1 protein-coding gene (only partly in view) is annotated in these 18672 nt (G+C 60.1%); it reads left to right on the top strand.

The features are described from left to right. Positions 1–60: 60 nt before the first annotated feature. On the top strand, positions 61–18672 hold the 5' portion of the coding sequence (locus tag TBK1r_RS06405) for a CARDB domain-containing protein (protein WP_145208249.1). 18270 nt of this gene lie beyond the right edge of the window; 18612 of the gene's 36882 nt are visible here — the first part of the coding sequence; its start codon is at positions 61–63; its stop codon lies beyond the right edge, outside the window.

Here is an 18672-nt window from a genome sequence, read left to right as displayed (position 1 = left end):
AATAGCTGTTGTGTTGAGGCGGCTTGCGTCCGCCTCCTCAACATCCTTGCCGAGCCTCCTATGTTCCAGTGGCAAAAGACCGGAGCACACCGGTCGAAAAGAAGTCGGAAGACGAAGAAGTCCCCAACCCGCCGCAGTCATCTCGAAACACTTGAAGCACGGCGGCTCCTCGCCCGCGAAGTCTCGGGCACGCTGGCCGGAGACGACGATTGGTCAGGAACGATCCATGTGACCGGCGACGTCAGCGTCCCGGCGGGATCGAAATTAACGCTCCAGCCCGACACGGTGGTCAAGTTTGAAAAGGGAAAGTGGCTGACAGGAAACGGCGCGATCGAGGCGGTCGGTTTGCCGGGACAACCCGTCGTCTTCACCAGTGCCTTGGACGATAGCGTCGGTGAAGACCTGACACCCGGCGTCGACGGTGTGCCCTATCCCGGACACTGGGAATCGCTTTACCTGAGAGGACCGAACACGCGGCTCGATCATGTCGAAGTCCGTTACGCGGGCGACACGGACGGCGATGGGGCATTCAGTGGTCAAACCGGTTCGATCGAGACATTCTTTGACTCGTCGGCACCGGCCGAACAAACGCAGCTCTCCAATGTCGTGGTCACGCACGGCTACTCCAACGGCGTCAATGTGTTTGCCGGCAGCCCGAGTTTGAACAACGTCGCCGTCAACGATTCCCTCGGCGTGCCGTTCTACTTCGACATCGATGCCGATCCCGACGTGTTGGGAATCGGCGGAACCGGCAACGCCGGTGGTGATCGCATCGCGGTTCAAGCGGGAACATTGACCGAGAACCGTTCCTGGGATTACGGTGAGCTGCCCGTTGCGATCTTCGGTGGAGATTATGTCGTCGGGCAAGACGGTGACAGTCAACCCGTCACACTCTCGGTTGCACCCGGCACCGTTATCAAGGTGCCGCAGGCGCGTTACCTCCACGCGGCTCAGGGGAAGATCCACGCAGTAGGAACGACGGCCGAGCCGATCGTCTTCACCGCCGCGACGGACGATTCGATCGCGGGAGATTCCAACGGTGACGGCGAGACGACCACTGCCTTCCCCGGTTATTGGGAATCGATCTATCTGGATAGTCCGGGCAGTGTCTTTGAAAACGTCGAAGTCCGCCACGCAGGGGACACCGATGGCAACGGCATCTTTAGCGGACAGACGGGTTCGTTCGAAGTCCGCTACGACAGCCGTGATCCGAATCTGCAGAACCGGCTCACCAATGTCCGCATCTCGCGTGGTTATTCCAACGGCGTGAACGTCCGCGCCGGTGCCCCGAACCTGGACACCGTGCACGTCGAGGATTCGCTCGGCTATCCGTTCTACTTTGATCTGGACGCCAATCCATCGACCCGCCAATTGACCGGTAATGACAACGCGGCCGGTGACCGGATCGTGCTGCAAAGTGGAACGCTGACCGAGGACCGCAATTGGGACTACGGTGACCTTCCGCTGCACGTTGCACCCGGTGATTTCGTTGTCGGAAAAGACGCGGCCAGCAATCCGGTCACGTTGACGGTTGCGGCCGGCACCGTGATCAAAATGTCAAAGGCGCAATACCTGTGGTCTCACGAAGGCACGATTGTCGCAAACGGGACGCCGTCGGATCCGATCATCATCACGGCCATCACGGACGACTCGATCGGAGGCGATTCGGAAGGCGACGGTGACGCGACGGCACCCTACCCGGGCTACTGGGAATCGATCTATTTGGACGGCCCGAACAATGTCTTTGAGAACGTTGAAATTCGTTACGCCGGCGACACGGATGGGAATGGGATCTTCAGTGGGCAAGTCGGAGGTTTTGAATTACGGCACGCCGGTGACGATCCGACAAAGCAAACGCGATTGACCAATGTTCGCATCTCCGACGGTTACTCCAACGGCATCAACGTCAGCGCCGGCGATCCGATCCTGCAGAACATCCACACCGAAGACAACTTGGGTGTTCCGTTCTACTTTGAACTCGATACGGATCCCGACACGACGGGGTTGAGCGGACGCGGCAATCTGGGCGGCGATCGGATTGTGATCCAGGGCGGAACGTTGACCGAAGATCGAACCTGGGATTATGGCAACCTGCCGATCCACTTGACCGCCAGCAACTTGATCGTCGGTGCGGACGCCCAAGGCAATCCGGTCACGTTGACGATCGCCGCCGGGACGGTGATCAAGATGCCCAATGCGCAGTACTTCGAATCGCGTCAGGGTACGATCCACGCGGTCGGTACGGCGGAGGATCCGATCGTCTTTACCGCTGCCACCGATGACACCGTCGGCGGAGATTCCAACGGCGACCGGAACAAAAGCACTCCGTTTCCCGGCTTTTGGGAATCGCTCTACCTATACGGACCGTCCAACGTCTTGGAACACGTCCAGGTTCGCTACGCCGGCGACACCGATGGCAATGGGATTTTTAGCGGACAGGTCGGTTCGATCGAACTGGAACACGCGGGCACCACACCGGAGACCCAGAGCCGACTGACAAACGTCACGGTTTCCCACGGTTACTCCAACGGGATCAACGTCCTCGCAGCGACACCAACGCTGGAGAACGTTGACGTGTTCAAGAACGTCGGCGCGGCCTACTACTTTGACCTCGACGCCGCTCCCCAGGTCACCAATCTGACCGGCCGAGACAATCTCGGCGGCGATCGCATCGCGATTCAGGCGGGAACACTGACGCAAAGTCGTGTCTGGGATTATGGCGATCTACCGATTCACATTATTTCGGGCAATCTGGTTCTGGGGGCCGACGCGGAATCCAATCCCGCCAATCTCGACATCGCTGCGGGGACGGTCATCAAGATCGACAAAGCAAACTACGTTTGGGCCCGTGACGGAGCATTGCGCGCCCCGGGAACGCCGACCGAGCCGATTTACTTCACCGCAGCCAGCGACGACACCGTCGGCGGCGATGTGACCGGCGACGGTGATGCCAGCAGCCCCTATCCAGGTTTCTGGGAATCGATCTACATCGACGGTGCGGGAAGTGTGCTTTCCAATGTGGTCGTACGCTATGCCGGTGACACCGACGGCAATGGGATTTTCGCTGGTGAAAGGCAGGCGATCGAAGTCTCTGCCGACATGACGCTGACCAACGTCAACCTCGAATCGTCCTACGGTGGCGGTCTGCGAATCGAGGGCGGTGCGAACGTGACGTACACGGGGGGACGACTGGATTCGACCACCGCATCAGCCAATACCGCCCGTTCGGCGATCGTCGTGGTCGATGGAACACTCACCGCGACCGACTTGGATGTGATCGCAAACGATGGTCCGGGCGATCTCGGTGTCTATGTCCTCAATGGACAATCCGCCAGTGTTTCCAACAGCAATTTCATCGGCAACACGATCGCAGTTCGAAACGACGGAACGGATCCGGGACTCGCTTTGTTTCAAAACAACTGGTGGGCCAGTTCCGGAGGACCGCATGACCCCTCCGCACTCGACGGGATCGTCAACGACAACCCGGCCGGTCAGCCAGTGACGGACTACGTTGACTACAGCAATTTCTTGACGTCGCCGGCCAATCGAGCCATCGGGCCACGCGTCGTTGCGATGGAAAAACTGGCGCCGACGACCGAACCGATTCATCATCGCTACGAAGCCACCAACAACGCGCTCGACGCGAGTGGCACCCGCAACGGAACCCCCGTAGGCGACGCAACCTACGGCGCGGGGCGGACGGGTGGTTCCTCGTTCTTGCTCGACGGCGACGGCGACTATTTCAATCTCGGCGCCTGGGCTCCGGCAGACGACTGGACGGTCGCTGCCTGGGTCAACCCGAACACCGTTCCGGCGACCGGGTTGGTGGGGCTGGCCGGCAGCCAGTCCTCCAGTCGCGATTGGTCGATTTCGATCAGTGATGGCAACTACATCGCGCTGTATGGTAACGGCCAACACCTCGACAGCGGCGTCGCGGCGTCGGAGGGCGTTTGGACGCACGTCGCGGCGACTCTCCGTGACGGAACGCTGCACGTCTATACCGACGGTGTGCTGCGCAACAGCGTTGTTGTCTCAACGCCCTATGTGCCGTCGGCCTCTGGAGTCCGGTTGGGAAGTTCAACGTTCAACAACGCCGGTTTCTTCGATGGGCGGATCGACGAGGTCTCGATTGTCGAACGAAGTGTCAGCGATGACAAGATCGTTTCCTTGCGCGACTCGGGAACACTCGATCCGTTCAACCCCCAAGACCGATTCCTGGTAACGTTTGATCGGCCCGTCGACATGTCCACCTTTGGACCCGATGACATTGGCATCTCGGGACCGTCGACCGTCTCTGCAGTCCAGGTCGAAAGCGTGACTCGGTATTCGGCGGTCGTCACGCTCTCGGGCCGCCTCAGTAACGCAGGAACTTACGTCGCGTCGATTGGGCCCGATGTGGCGGGGTCCGCCGGAACACTGATGGACCAAGACGCCGACGGCGTGTCGGGCGAGCCGGTTGACGATGTCTTCCAGACATCCATCTTGATCGACACGTTCGGCCCGCGGATCGTGGGGCAGTCTCCCTCGGGATCGACCGGAACGGTTCTCTCCTCAATCGACGTCACCTTCAACGAGCCGATCGATCCGGACTCGCTTTTGGTCGATGACGTCCGGTTGTTCGATCCGGAGGCATTGGCTGCCTTGGATGCTCATGACCCCGCCGCGTTCATCGATGGTTTTAGCGTGGCGGTGATCGAATCCAGCGATACGTTCAATGGTCTCAGCGGAGCGTTGACGGTCGTCGACGATTCCTCTCGTCATGCATTCAAGCAATTCGTCAACGAGTCTGTGATCAATTACGGTTCGACGGTCGGTAACTACGCCGCTGATCAATCGGTGCCCCTATCGGGAACCGACACCAATTACATCGTGTTGGACGCCAACGCAACGATCACCATACCGACCGCGGGCAAGTGGACGTTTTCGGTCGGCAGTGACGACGGTTACAGGTTGGACATTGGTGGCCGGATCGGCGAATTCCCGGGGCTCCGAGGACTCTCAACGGACCTGCACGTCTTCGATTTCCCCGCCGCGGGCGATTACCCGCTTCGATTGGTCATGTTCAATCAGACCGGTGGATTGGGGTTCGAACTGGCCGCGGCCGAAGGCGAAATATCAACGTTCAACGCCGGCACCTTCGCGTTGGTGGGATCGTCCGGCGGATTGTCCGTCAAAACCAATCCGGTTGCCCCGACAAGTGACATTCAAATTCTGTCCGTCCAGCCGATCGACCCATCGAACACGACGTTCCGAATCAGTTTTTCGCCGCAACCGTCTGATGGCCAGTACCAGTTGGTGGTCGATCCCAAGGCGACCGATCTGCAGGGCAATTTGCAGGATCAAGACAACGACGGCATCGGAGGCGAGCCGGTCGAGGATCGCTACATCAGCCGGATCACGGTCGCGCGAGATCCGCTGCGCGTCGTCAGCCAATCGCCGACAACGTCCATCAACGGCGCGTTCGAAAACTTCACCGTTACCTTCAACATCCCGATCGATCCCAACAGTTTTGCCACCACCGATGCCCGCGTGATCGGGCCGGGCGGCGTGGTCACCGTGACATCGATCGAGCAAGTCGATGCGACGACGTATCGTGTCAACGTCCAGCGGACGACCGAAGACGGAAATTATCAACTGTTCATCGGCCCCGACATCACCGATCCGGCCGGAAATCGGATGGATGGCGACGGCGACGCCGTACCGGGCGAGCTGGAAGACCGTTACGTCGGCTCCCTGCAAGTTGCCGGCGGCGGACCCTATGTCACCAGCTTTTCACCGACCGGTACGCTCGGACCGGGCAGCGAGACCGCCGAGATCACGTTCAGCGAACCCGTTCGGCTGAATAGTTTTACGACGGCCGACGTCGTCTTCAGCGGTCCCAGCGGATTGATCCCGATCACGTCGATCCAGCCGATCGGCCCCCGTTCCTACTCGCTGGCATTTCCCCCACAGTCCGCCGGCGGAACGTACAGCTTCGCCATCGGTCCCAACATCGACGATTTTGGCGGACTGGCGATGGACCAGGATCGCGACGGTATCGCCGGCGAAGCGGTCCAGGACGTCTTCAACGCTTCGTTCACGATCGACGCCGCCGGACCAACCATCACCGCCTACACGCCCGACTTTGTCACCAAGCCCTACGCCTTCATCGACTTCACGTTTGACGAAGCGATCACGCCGGGCAGCTTCACGCCCCAAGACGTGAATTTCTCCGGACCCGGCGGAGCGATTCCGGTCAGCCAGGTCATCACGATGGATGTCAACAAGGTCCGTGTCTCGTTCGGCACCCAAAGTGCGCAGGGCACGTATTCGTTCCAGGTCGGTCCCCAAATCACCGACTTGGCCGGCAATCCGATGGACCAGGATGGCGACGGGAATTTTGGCGAACCGATCGAGGACCTGTTCAGCGGAACGGTCATGTTCGCCTCGCCCGATCTGGAAATCGCATCGGCGACCATCCCCGGCGAAGTTCAAAACGGCGACACGGTGACGATTCAGTGGACCGTCGAAAACAGCGGCGGTGCGACTGCGGCGAAACCATGGACCGATCGCGTCGTCTTATCCGCGGACAACGTTTACGGTGGCAGCGACGACCGATTCCTCGGCAGCGTCACTCATGACGTGGACTTGGTCCAGGGCGTAAGCTACACCGCGTCCATCGAAGCATCAATTCCGTTCGGCATTGCCGGTGATTATTACGTCTTCATTCGAACCGACCACAGCAATCAGGTTTTCGAAGAAGACGAGATGAACAACACGCTGTCAAGAGCCATCACGATCGCCGAAGCTGACCCTCCGGCGGACTTGATCGTCGATGCGATTTCGATTCCAGCATCCGCGTTCATCGGCGACACGCTGAAGGTGACTTGGCGGGTGCGCAACGACGGCACGGCGACCACGTTGGTCGACAGTTGGACCGATCGGCTCTATTTGAGCAGCGACAACGTGCGCGGCAACGACACCTTCTTGGGCAGCTACACCCACACGGGAAGTCTGGCTTCGGATGCGTCCTACACGATGACCGCCAGTCCCGTGATTCCCGCCCACGTCGCGGTCGGTAACTACTATGTGCTTGTCGAAACCGATGCGACCAATCGAGTCGACGAACCGACGGCGGAAGGCAATAACATTTCGGCCAGCAACACGCAGGTCGGCGTGGCACGGACACCGCTTCCCGATTTGGTGTCCATGGGCGTCGCGATCGACGCGGGCGTCACGCCCACCAGCGGCGAAAACCTGACCGTCAGCTGGACGACGCGAAACAATGGCGATGCCACCGCCGCAGCACCGTGGATCGAACGCGTCTATCTGTCGGCCGACTCGACGCTGTCCGCGGACGATGTCGCTTTGGGCCAGAAATCGAGTGCGGGCGGTCTGCCGGTCGGCGGCGAAATTCAGAGCAGCCTGACGGTGAAGCTGCCCGATGGCGTCAGCGGTACGAACTATTTGATCGTCGTTCCCGATGCGGACAACACGGTCAACGAGGGCGATGGAGAATCGACGGGGATCGCGACGCTGGAATTTGACATCACCGGATTCCCTTATGCGGATCTAACGGTCAGCGAAGTGGTCGCCCCGGACTTGTTGATCGGCGACCCGGTGGATTTAACCGTGTCGTGGACCGTCCAAAACGTCGGTGCCGGACCGGGGCGACAAACCAGTTGGACCGATCGCGTCGTCCTGTCCAACGACGACATTCTGGGTGACGCTGACGACATCGTGCTGGGCGATTTTCAGCATTTCGGCGCCGTTCCGGACGGCCAGTCCTACACGCGAACAGAAATCATTCCCCTGGCCGCTCGGACCAATGGTCGGTTCACCTTGTTCGTTCAAACAGACGTCGGCGATGTCGTCTACGAACTCGACGGGCACGCCAGCAACGTCGGTTCACCGACAAACAACGTCGATGTCACCACCGCACCCTACAGCGACTTGTTTGTCGAATCGGTGTCCGTGACCGGTGGGCAATCGGCGACCGCGGGATTGCCATTGGAAGTCAATTGGACGATCGGCAACCGGGGCATCGCGACGACCGATCGCGACACTTGGATCGACTACATCTACGTCAGCAAGAACGAAAACGGCAGCGGCTTGCGATTGATCGGCAGCAGCACCCACGGCGGGGCGCTGGCGGTCGGTGGGACGTATACGCGAACGGAGGCGTTTGATCTGCCGCGCGATTTGGACGGCCAGTACTACGTGTTTGTTCGCACCGGCGGTCCCTACGAATTCTTGTATTCGGGCATCGACGCGAGCGGAGGCAATCAGGGGCGCAGCGATGCAGTCGACGTGTTGTTCGTGCCGCCGACGGCCAATTTGGTCGTCCAAGACGGCTCCATTGTCGTTCCGAATTCCCCAGCCGGCTTCCAGGATGGCACTCAGATCGAAATCAGTTGGACCGTGCTGAATGATTCAATCGACGCCAATGGCACCACCGAAAACGGCTGGACCGATCGCGTCTATTTGCAATCGACCGACGGATCACAGACATTCGAATTGGGACGCTTCGCCGTCGCCGATCCCTTGGAACCGGGCAAATCGGTCGCGCGAACCGAGCTGGTGACGTTGCCGCGTGCGACCGGCCAGTTTCGACTGTTTGTCCAAACCGATGTCACCAACCGGGTGCTCGAGGCGACCGAGTTGGACAACACGTCGTTCTCCGATCCGTTCCAATTGAACTTCCGACCACGGCCCGACTTACGAGTGGACGTGACCAGCGAGTACCCGGCGGGTGTGACCGCGGGGACATCCATCGATGTCACGTTCACCGTCCGCAACGCCGGTACCGCCGACACGCCTTCGGCCGGCAGTCGCTGGGTCGATCGTGTCTGGCTGTCGTCTTCGTCCAGTAGCACGTCGGGTGCGATCTTGCTGGGAGAACTTCAAAATGGATCCGCGCTCGGGTTCGTCGGAACAACATCGGGACAGGCGACCGAGTACAGCAGTTCCGCGACTTTCTCGATTCCCCGCGCGCTCTCGGGCAACTGGTTCGTGCTGGTCGAAACCGATGCGAAGAACGCCGTCGATGAATTTCCCAACGACGGAAACAATCGCGATGCGCAAGCCATTGCGATCGATGCCAATCCCGTTCCGCCGCCGGATTTGGTCGCCGATTTCATTGCCGGTCCCGGCGATGCGTTCGATGATTCCTCGCTGACGGTGCGTTACAAGGTCACCAACCGCGGTGCGGGCGTGACCGATCCGGGTGCCTGGACGGATCAACTGTGGCTGACGCTCGGACTGGACGGTCCAAATTCGGCGCGCGGCGATCGATTCATCGGGTCCTACCGTCATGGCGGTGTCCTGCAGGTCGGCCAGTCGTATGAGGCCGAGACCACGGTGCGAATTCCCAAGGGGTTGACCGGTCAGTATTTTTTGACGGTTTATGCCGATGGCTATCGCAGCGTCTACGAAGCGTCGTTTGCCGAGAACACGAACCCCGACGCGCCCAACGATCTGGACGGGAACAATTATGCCAGCACGCCGATCAATATTCTATTGACGCCGCCGTCAGACTTGCGTGTGCGTGAATTGAACGTCGCCACGGATCAGCCGATCGTGGGCGGACAAAAGGTGTCACTCAATTGGATCGTCGACAATATCGGGACGGTGGCGACCGACCGTGAGTCCTGGGCCGATGCCGTCTATCTGTCCGAAGACGCTGTTTTTGATTCCGGTGACCAACTCGTGTTCGCGATTCCGCATGACGGTCGGCTGCAACCGGGGGACGACTACAGGCACGACGTCGAATTCACGCTGCCGCCGTCGGCCAAGGGAAGCCACTTTTTCGTCCAGACGAATGTGGATCCACGAATCGCGCTGACCGAAGAAGCGAAGTTTCTGGAGGAAGTTGCGGCGGTCCTGAAGCGAATCGAAGCGGCGACGGGGAAACCGATCGGGGAAACTGAAATTGGGGATCTGAAACAATTCTCACGTAGCGAGTTGTTGGCGATCCTTGCCGGTCCAACCAATACCCTGGTTCAAGTCTACGAAGGCCCCTTTACCGACAACAATGTCGGCTCGGTCGAGGCCACCGTGGTCGATGCGATCGCGGACCTGTTGGTCGAGAACGTCACCGCAACACCGACCAGCAAATCCGGTGAACCGATTACTGTTGCTTGGACCGTTCGCAATGCCGGTGACTCCGCGACCAACGAGGTCACTCAATCGATCAAACAATACGTTTATCTATCCAAAGACCCTGTGTTTGATGCAAGTCGAGCGATCTTGGTCGGATCACCGACGAAAGTCTTGAACAGTCCGATCGCGGTGGATGGTTCGTACAACGCCAGCATGGTCGTGTCGTCGCCGCCGGGCAGTAGCGGTAACTGGTACGCCCACGTGTTTGCCAACGTTGGCCTGTTCCGTGGAAAACCGGTCTTGACCGCGTTCAGCAAAAGTGGCTTCCCGGATTGGCCCCGACATTTTGTCGACAAGACGTGGGAAGCCGGACGCAAATCGGACAACTTTGCGTCATCGCAGATCATCGCGATCGAGTATGCCGAACCCAATTTGGTGATCTCCAATTTGTCGGCCGTTCCGACCAGTCCCGACAGTGGGTCACTGATGGACGTTTCGTTCACGGTCACCAACTCAGGGACTCGGGCGACGCGTGTCGACCAGTGGACCGATCGCGTGTTCCTGTCGACCGATACGTCGACCGATGCGTATGACATCGAACTGGGGACGTTCCGACGGAACAATGTGCTGGGTATCGGCGAGAGCTATGAAGTGGCGTTACAGGTGCGTTTGCCGAACAACATCGGCGGCGAGTTCCACGTGATCGCGCAAACCGATGCCACCTTCGCCGATCGAAGTGCCGCGCTGTACTCGTTGCCGTATCCGATCGCCGAAGGCTGGCCGCGACTTCGCGGCGTGGCCAACAAGGTCTTGGAATTCAATGACGAAGGCGACAACCAGACCTCGGTGCAGCTGGACGTGCAATTTGTTCCGGCACCGGATTTAGTGATCGATTCGGTCGATTTCGTCAATCCCTCCAATCCGTCATCCAACGTGGTGGAGGTCGGCAACGATTTCACGTTTACCTACACGTACACGAACGACGGAGGCGTGATCCCGGATTCGCAGGTGCCGTTCGTCGATCGAGTCTATCTGTCGCGGGACCGATTGCTCGATGTCTCGAGTGACCACTTCGTCAAACAGATTGTGCGCGGTGAAACGTTGGCCCCGGGACAAACCGGCACGATTACCGAGACTGCGCGGTTGCCGCGGGGGATCACCGGCGATTATTTCATCATCGTCGCGACCGACTTTCCTAACGCCTACCGGCCCGACGGCGAAGTCATCGAGACCAACGAAACGAACAACATCACCGTCGCGGCGACGCCGATTTTGATCGTCCAACCGCCGCCATCGGATTTGCAGGTGATCGACATTTCCGCACCGACATCGGGCAGCGTCGGCGATGTGTTGTCGGTCTCTTGGACCGTCGAGAACCGCGGTGATGAGCAGGCCAAGGCAAGGATTGCCGACGCCGTTTATCTGTCCGCCGACAGCCAGTGGGACATCGGTGACCGTTTCCTCGGGCGGGTCGAATCCGCTTCGGTTCGCACGCTGCAACCGGGTGACTCTTATTCCGCGTCGCTGGATTTTGAAGTCCCCGTCGTGCTGCCGGACGGTTATCGAATCATTGTCCGCACGGACATTTTTGATGACGTCGTCGAAGGCGAAAACAACCGCAACAACGCGTCGGCATCGGCCGACGAAGTCAACATCACGGTGCCGCTGCTGCGGTTGGACATCCCGTTGGAAGACCAGTTGGCGGTCGGCGTCAGTCGGTTGTTCCAGTTGGACGTTTCGCCCGGCCAGACCATCCGAGTCGACTTGGACAGTACGACCGGTATCGGGCGGCACGAACTGTACGCCGCCCACGAACGACTGCCTTCGCCTTTCGATTTTGACGCCGCTTACGAAGGATACCTGTCGGCCGATCAGTCAATGATCATTCCCGAAACACTCGGCGGGCGATATTTCGTGCTCGCCCGCGGCGGAGTTCGGATCGATGTCGAAGAAAACGATCCACGCGGCCGATCGGAATACCCGGTCACGATGAACGCGACCCGGCTTCCGTTTGGTATCACCGATGTGACGCCGGATTCAGGCGGAGACGATCGCTACGTGACGGTGACGATTCGCGGAGCCGAGTTTCCCCAACAGGCGGCGGTGCGTTTGGTTCGTCCGACGCTGGCGGAATTCGCGCCCGTCTCGGTTTCGAGAATCGACGCCACCAAGATCGTCGCCGTGTTTGATCTTCGCGATGCACCGTACGGTTTGTACGACATCCAAGTTTTGCATCCCGATGGGCGACTCGCCGTCGATCCGTACCGATTCCAAGTCGAGTCGGCTGATGCGTTGGAAGTCAACGTCGGCGTCGGTGGTCCCAGCCAGATCGACCTCGGGGCGACCGGCGGCTATGGATTTGCCGTCCAAAATCTGGCCAACGTCGACACGCCTTATACGTTGCTGGAGTACGCGTTCCCCAATGCGCCCAATCGTCGCCCCGATCTGATCCCCGGGCCGGCGATCGAATTTGCGAGTGGTTTGCGGGGTGATGCGTCGACCGTTGCGCCCTTGTTTGACTCAATCAGCACCTTCGACTTTTCGAGCGTCGTTCCGGAACTGAATCTATCCGGCGTGCTGACCGCACGCGGCGTCGCAATCGATTTGCCCAATCAAGGGGTGACCGAAGTCGGTTCGGCGGTGACAATCTATCCGGGCTTGCGAGAAATCTTGGAGACGGATCCGGATTTCCTGAAAGAACTCAGTCCATTCGAGTTGGAGGATCTGGGCTTTGACTTCTACGTCGCAGCCGCGGCGACGCCGATGACGGCCGATGAGTACTTGGATTACCAACGTGACGAAGCTGCAAAACTGCGCAGTGCGATTCTGGCAGATCAGATTGATGTCGAGAATGCCGAGGATAGTACGAATCTGTTCTTGCGGCGGGCCCATTCTGCCCTCGTGTCGATCGCCGGCGACGCCGAATCGTTCACAAGTCTCTATCTGCAAGCTTTGGCCGACAGCGGCTTGCTGCGGCCTGAAGACACGCCGCCGATCGCAGACGGCAAAGCCGAAAACATCAACGCTTTCTTCACTGTCATCGGCGGATTGCTGGGTGGAGAAACGGGGGCAGGGGTCGTCGATGACGCCGCCGTGTCGCTGGCTTCGGCGAGTGACAATCTGTCTGCGTTCATCGAGTTGATCCGCGATTACTACGGCCACACGCCTGACGTGACTGGGGGTGGCATTGTCGCCGATTTCGAAGATTTTGATCGTGGACTCTCCAGTCCGACATCCTTCGTCACGTTCACGCTTCGCGCCGGTCCTCCGCCGTTGTTTGAATCGGGCGAGATCGCCGATGAAATCGCGTTTAACCTCGACAATCTCGGCAATCAGCTCGGCGATTCGACGTCATTGACCGGGCCGACCGGATTCGGCGACGAGAACTTTGTCCCGGTTGCGACGCCGCTGCCGTACACCGTCCGTACGACCTATGACACCGATGCGGTGGATGCGGCGAGGGAAATCCGTATTCTGGTTCCGCTCGATGACCCACTCGACGAACGCAGTTTCCAAGTCGCGGACATCCAACTGGGCGGTCGCTCGATCTCGCTTCCGGCGGCGCGTCCTAACTTTGTCGGCGAATTTGATCTCACCGAAACCGACGGCTACGTGTTGCAAGTCACCGCCGGCGTTGATGCGAACACCCGCGTCGCATCGTACTTGCTGCGCGCGATCGACGGCCGCGACGGGTTGCCACCGGTGGACCCCGCTATCGGTCTGCTACAGCCGGGTGAGCAGGTCACCGTCGGTTTCTGGGCGGCAGCCAATAATGTGGTCGCCGCAGGGGATACGGATCCGTTGGCCACCGGCGACGAAATCCGTATGACGGCTCGCTCGATCATCGACGGAGGGGCGGAGGTTGATAGCCGAGTTTCATTGGCAACGCTGGATGCCTTCGCGCCGGCCAGTACTGTCACGACGACCGCAATCGGCGGAAATCAATTCGAAGTCTCCTGGACCGCCACCGATGACGCCGGCGGAAGCGGTGTCGCGGCCTATTCGTTGTTGGTTTCTCGCGACGGCGGCACGCGGTACCGCAGCGTGTTGTATCGGACCGATCAGACGTCGTATCTCTACCAGGCCGATCCCGGTGAGCAACCGTTGTTCCTGGTCCGCGCGATCGACAACGCCGGCAACGTCGAACCCGTCGCCCAAGGTGTGCGGGTGCCGCGACTGGTACCGGAAATCAATCTCGGCAGCGCTCCGTCGGTCAGTGTGATCCAGCCCGTGGTGATCCCCAAAGCGGAGGTTCGCCCGGAGACTGTCGCCGATCGCGTGTTCGCAGAAGCCGCGTTTGGAATCCCCTCGCGGACCAGCGCGACGCAACCGAGCAAGTTCACTCGGGTGATTCGCCCGTTGGCGGCAGAACGTTTTGCGACGATTCCCGGTGAAAGCGGTGCGGGGATCGGGGCGCTGGCAATGGCGGTCGGACCCGATGGATCGGTTTATCTGTCCGGTGGAGCGGGCAGGAACGAGTTGTACAAAGTGGGGCAAACGTCCAGCTCGCCCTCGGCCGGGTTGCGCAAGCTGGAAGCGTACGCCACGACCACGCCGATTTATGAACTGGCGTTCGATGCGTCGGGACAACTGTGGGCGTCGACCGGTGGCGAGGGCCTGTTGCAATTGGATCCCAATACCGGCGCGGTGTTGGATCGGATCGGGGCGGGCATCGCGCTGGGGATCGCGGCGATTCCCGGCCAGACGGCTCTGTATGTTTCCACGACCGGGGGGATCAGCCGATTCGACACGGCGACACGCAAGCTAACTCCGTTCAGCAATATCCGCGTCGATTCGCTGGCGGTCGCAGCCGACGGGACACTCTATGGAACGGCCTGGCCCGAGGGCGGCGAGGTGTTGCGGTTTGATTTCCGCGGCCGCGCCGAACGCGTCGCCACGGTCAGCGGCCGCGCCGAGTCGATCGCATTCGGTCCGGTGGGATCGATCCTTGAAGGCGCGCTGCTGGTCGGTCATGAAACCGAAGGCAGCGTCACGGTGCTCGACCCGTTGTCACTGCGCCAAACCAAAATCGCAACCGGCGGACGTGGACGTGTCGAAGGCATCCAACCGATTAGCGACGGTCGATTCCTGGTCACGCGGGGCGACCAAGTCGACGTCTTCTTCACCGTCGCGGCGCCGCGTGTGATCCAAACGCGGATTGCCGACGGGATGAACCGCGCCGAATTGGTGTTTGATGTCGCCTTGGCCAACAACGTCTCCAGTCCCGTCGGCGGCAACAATCCCGCCAACTACGCGCTCAAGAACAAAGAGACCGGTGAAAGCGTCAACATCGGCGCGGTCCGCTACGACAAAGCCACACGCTCGTCACAGTTGCTGTTCGAAACACTCGCGCCGGCTGAATATGAGCTGACGGTGTCGTCGACGGTGGAGAGCGAACAGGGCATCCCGATCGGGGGCAGCGGCTTCACCACAACCTTCCGCGTGTTCGAAGACGTCTCGATCTCGACCCGTCTCTCGTATTCCAACACACGCCTCAACCGCGCCGATGGCACGTTGTTGTTTGACGTGATGGTGTCCAATTCGGCCGATTTCGATATCTCCGGTCCGATCAATGTGGTCTTCGATAACCTCGGCGATAACTCCGTCGTCTTCTTTGACAATGCCAATCAACCGGCCGGCGCCAATGGCTATCAAGTCATGGCGGACGGAACCGTGCTCGGGGCCAATTCGAGTTCCCAATGGCACACCGTCACCATCGCCAACCCCAACTTGTTGGATCTGAATTTCAACCCTCGGATCCTGGCCACGTTGCCGCCGAACCAGTTGCCGAACTTTGCGTCCTCACCCGCTCTGGCGGCGGCCGCGGACGCCCAGTATCAGTACGCCGCGGAGGCCGAAGACCCGGATGGTGCGACAATCACGTATGTGTTGGCCGGCGGGCCGAAAGGTGCGACCGTTGATCCGAACACCGGGGTCGTCGATTGGAAACCGGGCCGAGACGCATCGCCGAAAGCCGAGTTCGAGCTGCGAGCCTACGATGCGCGGGGGGCCTATAAACGTCAGACCTGGATCGTGGATGTGACGGGCGCCAACCGCGCGCCCGTCGTCGCACCCATCGGCGATGTCTTTGCCACCGAAGGCGATTTGATCGAGGTCCCCATCAGCGGTTTTGATCCCGACGGCGACGACCTGTTCTACTTCGCCGACAACTTGCCGCCCGGGGCCGTCTTCGACCCCTTCGGCCAAGCCCTGCGATGGCGGCCGGGCGGCAATCAAGCCGGTGTGTATGACGACGTGACCTTGATCGCCAGCGACGGTTTCGTCGAATCCAGTGTGTCGTTCCAAGTCGTCATCGCCAACAACAACGTCGCACCGACGATCGCACCGATTGCGTCGCGAACGATCAACGAAGGCGATCAAATCTCGTTCACCGTGTTCGGCGACGATGCCGATGGCGACCAACTGCGGTACCTCTCGCCGAACCTACCGCCCGGAGCGTTTCTGGATCCCAATACCGGAATCTTTGAATGGACCCCAGGATTCGACCAACACGGTGTCTATGAATTGACGTTGTACGTTGATGACGGTCAGGTGCTCGCCCAAACGCAAACGGTGTTGACGGTCAATAATCTCAATGGGCCCGTTCGATTCCCGGCGATTGATCCCTTTGAAATTTTCGAAGGCCAATCGTTCCAGTTGCGAGTCGCGGCGTTTGACCCCGAATTCACTGTCGCTCCCGTGACGCCGTCTGCCAATACGCAAGACTTCTTCGTCGATTACCAGAGTTTCATTCCCGATCTCAATTACGTCGTGACGGGATTGCCCGCCGGGGCGAACTACGACGAGACCACGCAGTTGCTGACGTGGACCCCGGGCTTTAATGATTCCGGTCAATACGACATCACGTTCCAGGCCACCGACGATGGCGATGGGACGGGCGTGCCGACGACCGATACCGTGACGCTGTCCTTGACCGTCGCCGACGCCAACTTCCCACCGCAAATCGTCGAAGTGGCGGCGCAGTCCGTGGCGGTCGGTCAGACACTTGACATTCCGATTTCCGCCAGCGACTTTGAAGGCGCGCCGCTGGCATTGGCAGTCACCTTTAGTGGCGCGACACAACTGCCGGACTTTGCAACCTTCACCGACAACGGAGACGGAACCGGATTGTTGTCACTCGCTCCACAGCCCGGTGATCGTGATGACATTCTGGTCGCGGTGACCGCCACCGAAACCACGGGGCCGCTGCCGCTGAAATCGACGGTCGAGTTCACGCTGCAGGTCACCAGCCCGAACGAGCCACCAAAGTTCACGCCGTTCTTCGACTCGGTCGCGTTGGTTGATACCGCGTTCACGATCGACTTGTTGATCAGTGATGCCGATCAAGATGCGTTGACCGTCACCGCGACCGGACTGCCGGCCGGTGTATCATTGATCGATACCGGCGTGTACGGGCGGCACAAGTTCAGTTGGACACCGACCGCCGCAGCCATCGGATCACATACGATCTCGTTTACGGTCACCGACAGCGGCAACGGTGACGAGGCGTTGAAGCTGTCGGACACGCGAACGATCACGTTGAACGTGCGCGACAACAACGTCCGTCCGAACCTGGACCCGATCGGGCAACAGACGATCGCCGAAGGCCAGACGTTGCAGCTGACCGCGGCGGCGACCGATCCGGACAATGACCCAGTCTTCTTCAAGGCGGGGCTGGTTGTCGGCGGCGTCGTGGGAAGACTGCCAGGCGGTGCGACGTTTGACGGCCAATCCGGGCAATTCCGCTGGACGCCCAATCAATCCCAGGCGGGAACCTATCGGATTCGCATCACCGCCAGCGACGGTGCCGGATCGCGCAGCGAAGACGTCGTGGTGACCGTGACCAACACCAATCAGCCACCGACGCTCAGCACGTTGCCGCGACTGTTCACCCGTGAAGGCGATCAGTTGGTGTTCACGCTCTCGGCCGGCGATCCCGATGGCGAGACCCTGATCTACAGCTTTGACGGTGTGGCACCGAACGGATTTAATTTTGATCCAGCCGGCCGAACGGTGATTTGGGACGTCGATTTTGATTCTGCCGGCAGCTACACGTTCCCGTTTAGCGTGACGGATCCCTCGGGGGCAAAGGATTCGATCGACGTCTTGGTCACTGTGTCGGGAACGAATCGTGATCCCGTGATCAGCGCGCCGCAATTGCGCAACGCCCAGATCGGTACCCTGCTGGAAATTCCAATCCGCGCGACCGATCCCGACGGTGACACCATCACGTTGACTGCCAGTGACTTACCCGCCGGTGCAACGCTGGACGCCGATGACGTGATCCGCTGGACCGCGGCCAGCTTCCAAGCCGGCACGTTTACGGTGCGATTGACGGCGGACGATGGCGAGTCAACCACGGTCCGTCCGCTGACGATTCTGGCGTCGCTGGAGCCGGTCGGTCCCAAGGTGCAAGTCATCACCACGCCCAGTTTTCCTGCCACGCCGGGGCAACCGATCACGATCGAACCGATCGCCGACAGCGACGTCGCACTTTCCAGCACGACGTTGTCCATCGATGGCACGCCGGTTGCGCTCAACGCACTCGGACGCGGAACCTTCATCGCGAGCGCTCCCGGACGATTCACGGCA

The organism is Stieleria magnilauensis, assembly GCA_007753675.1.
Lineage (GTDB): Bacteria > Planctomycetota > Planctomycetia > Pirellulales > Pirellulaceae > Stieleria > Stieleria magnilauensis.
The sequence above is the reverse complement of the archived record's forward strand: the minus strand, read 5'-3'. Positions and strand labels throughout refer to the sequence as shown.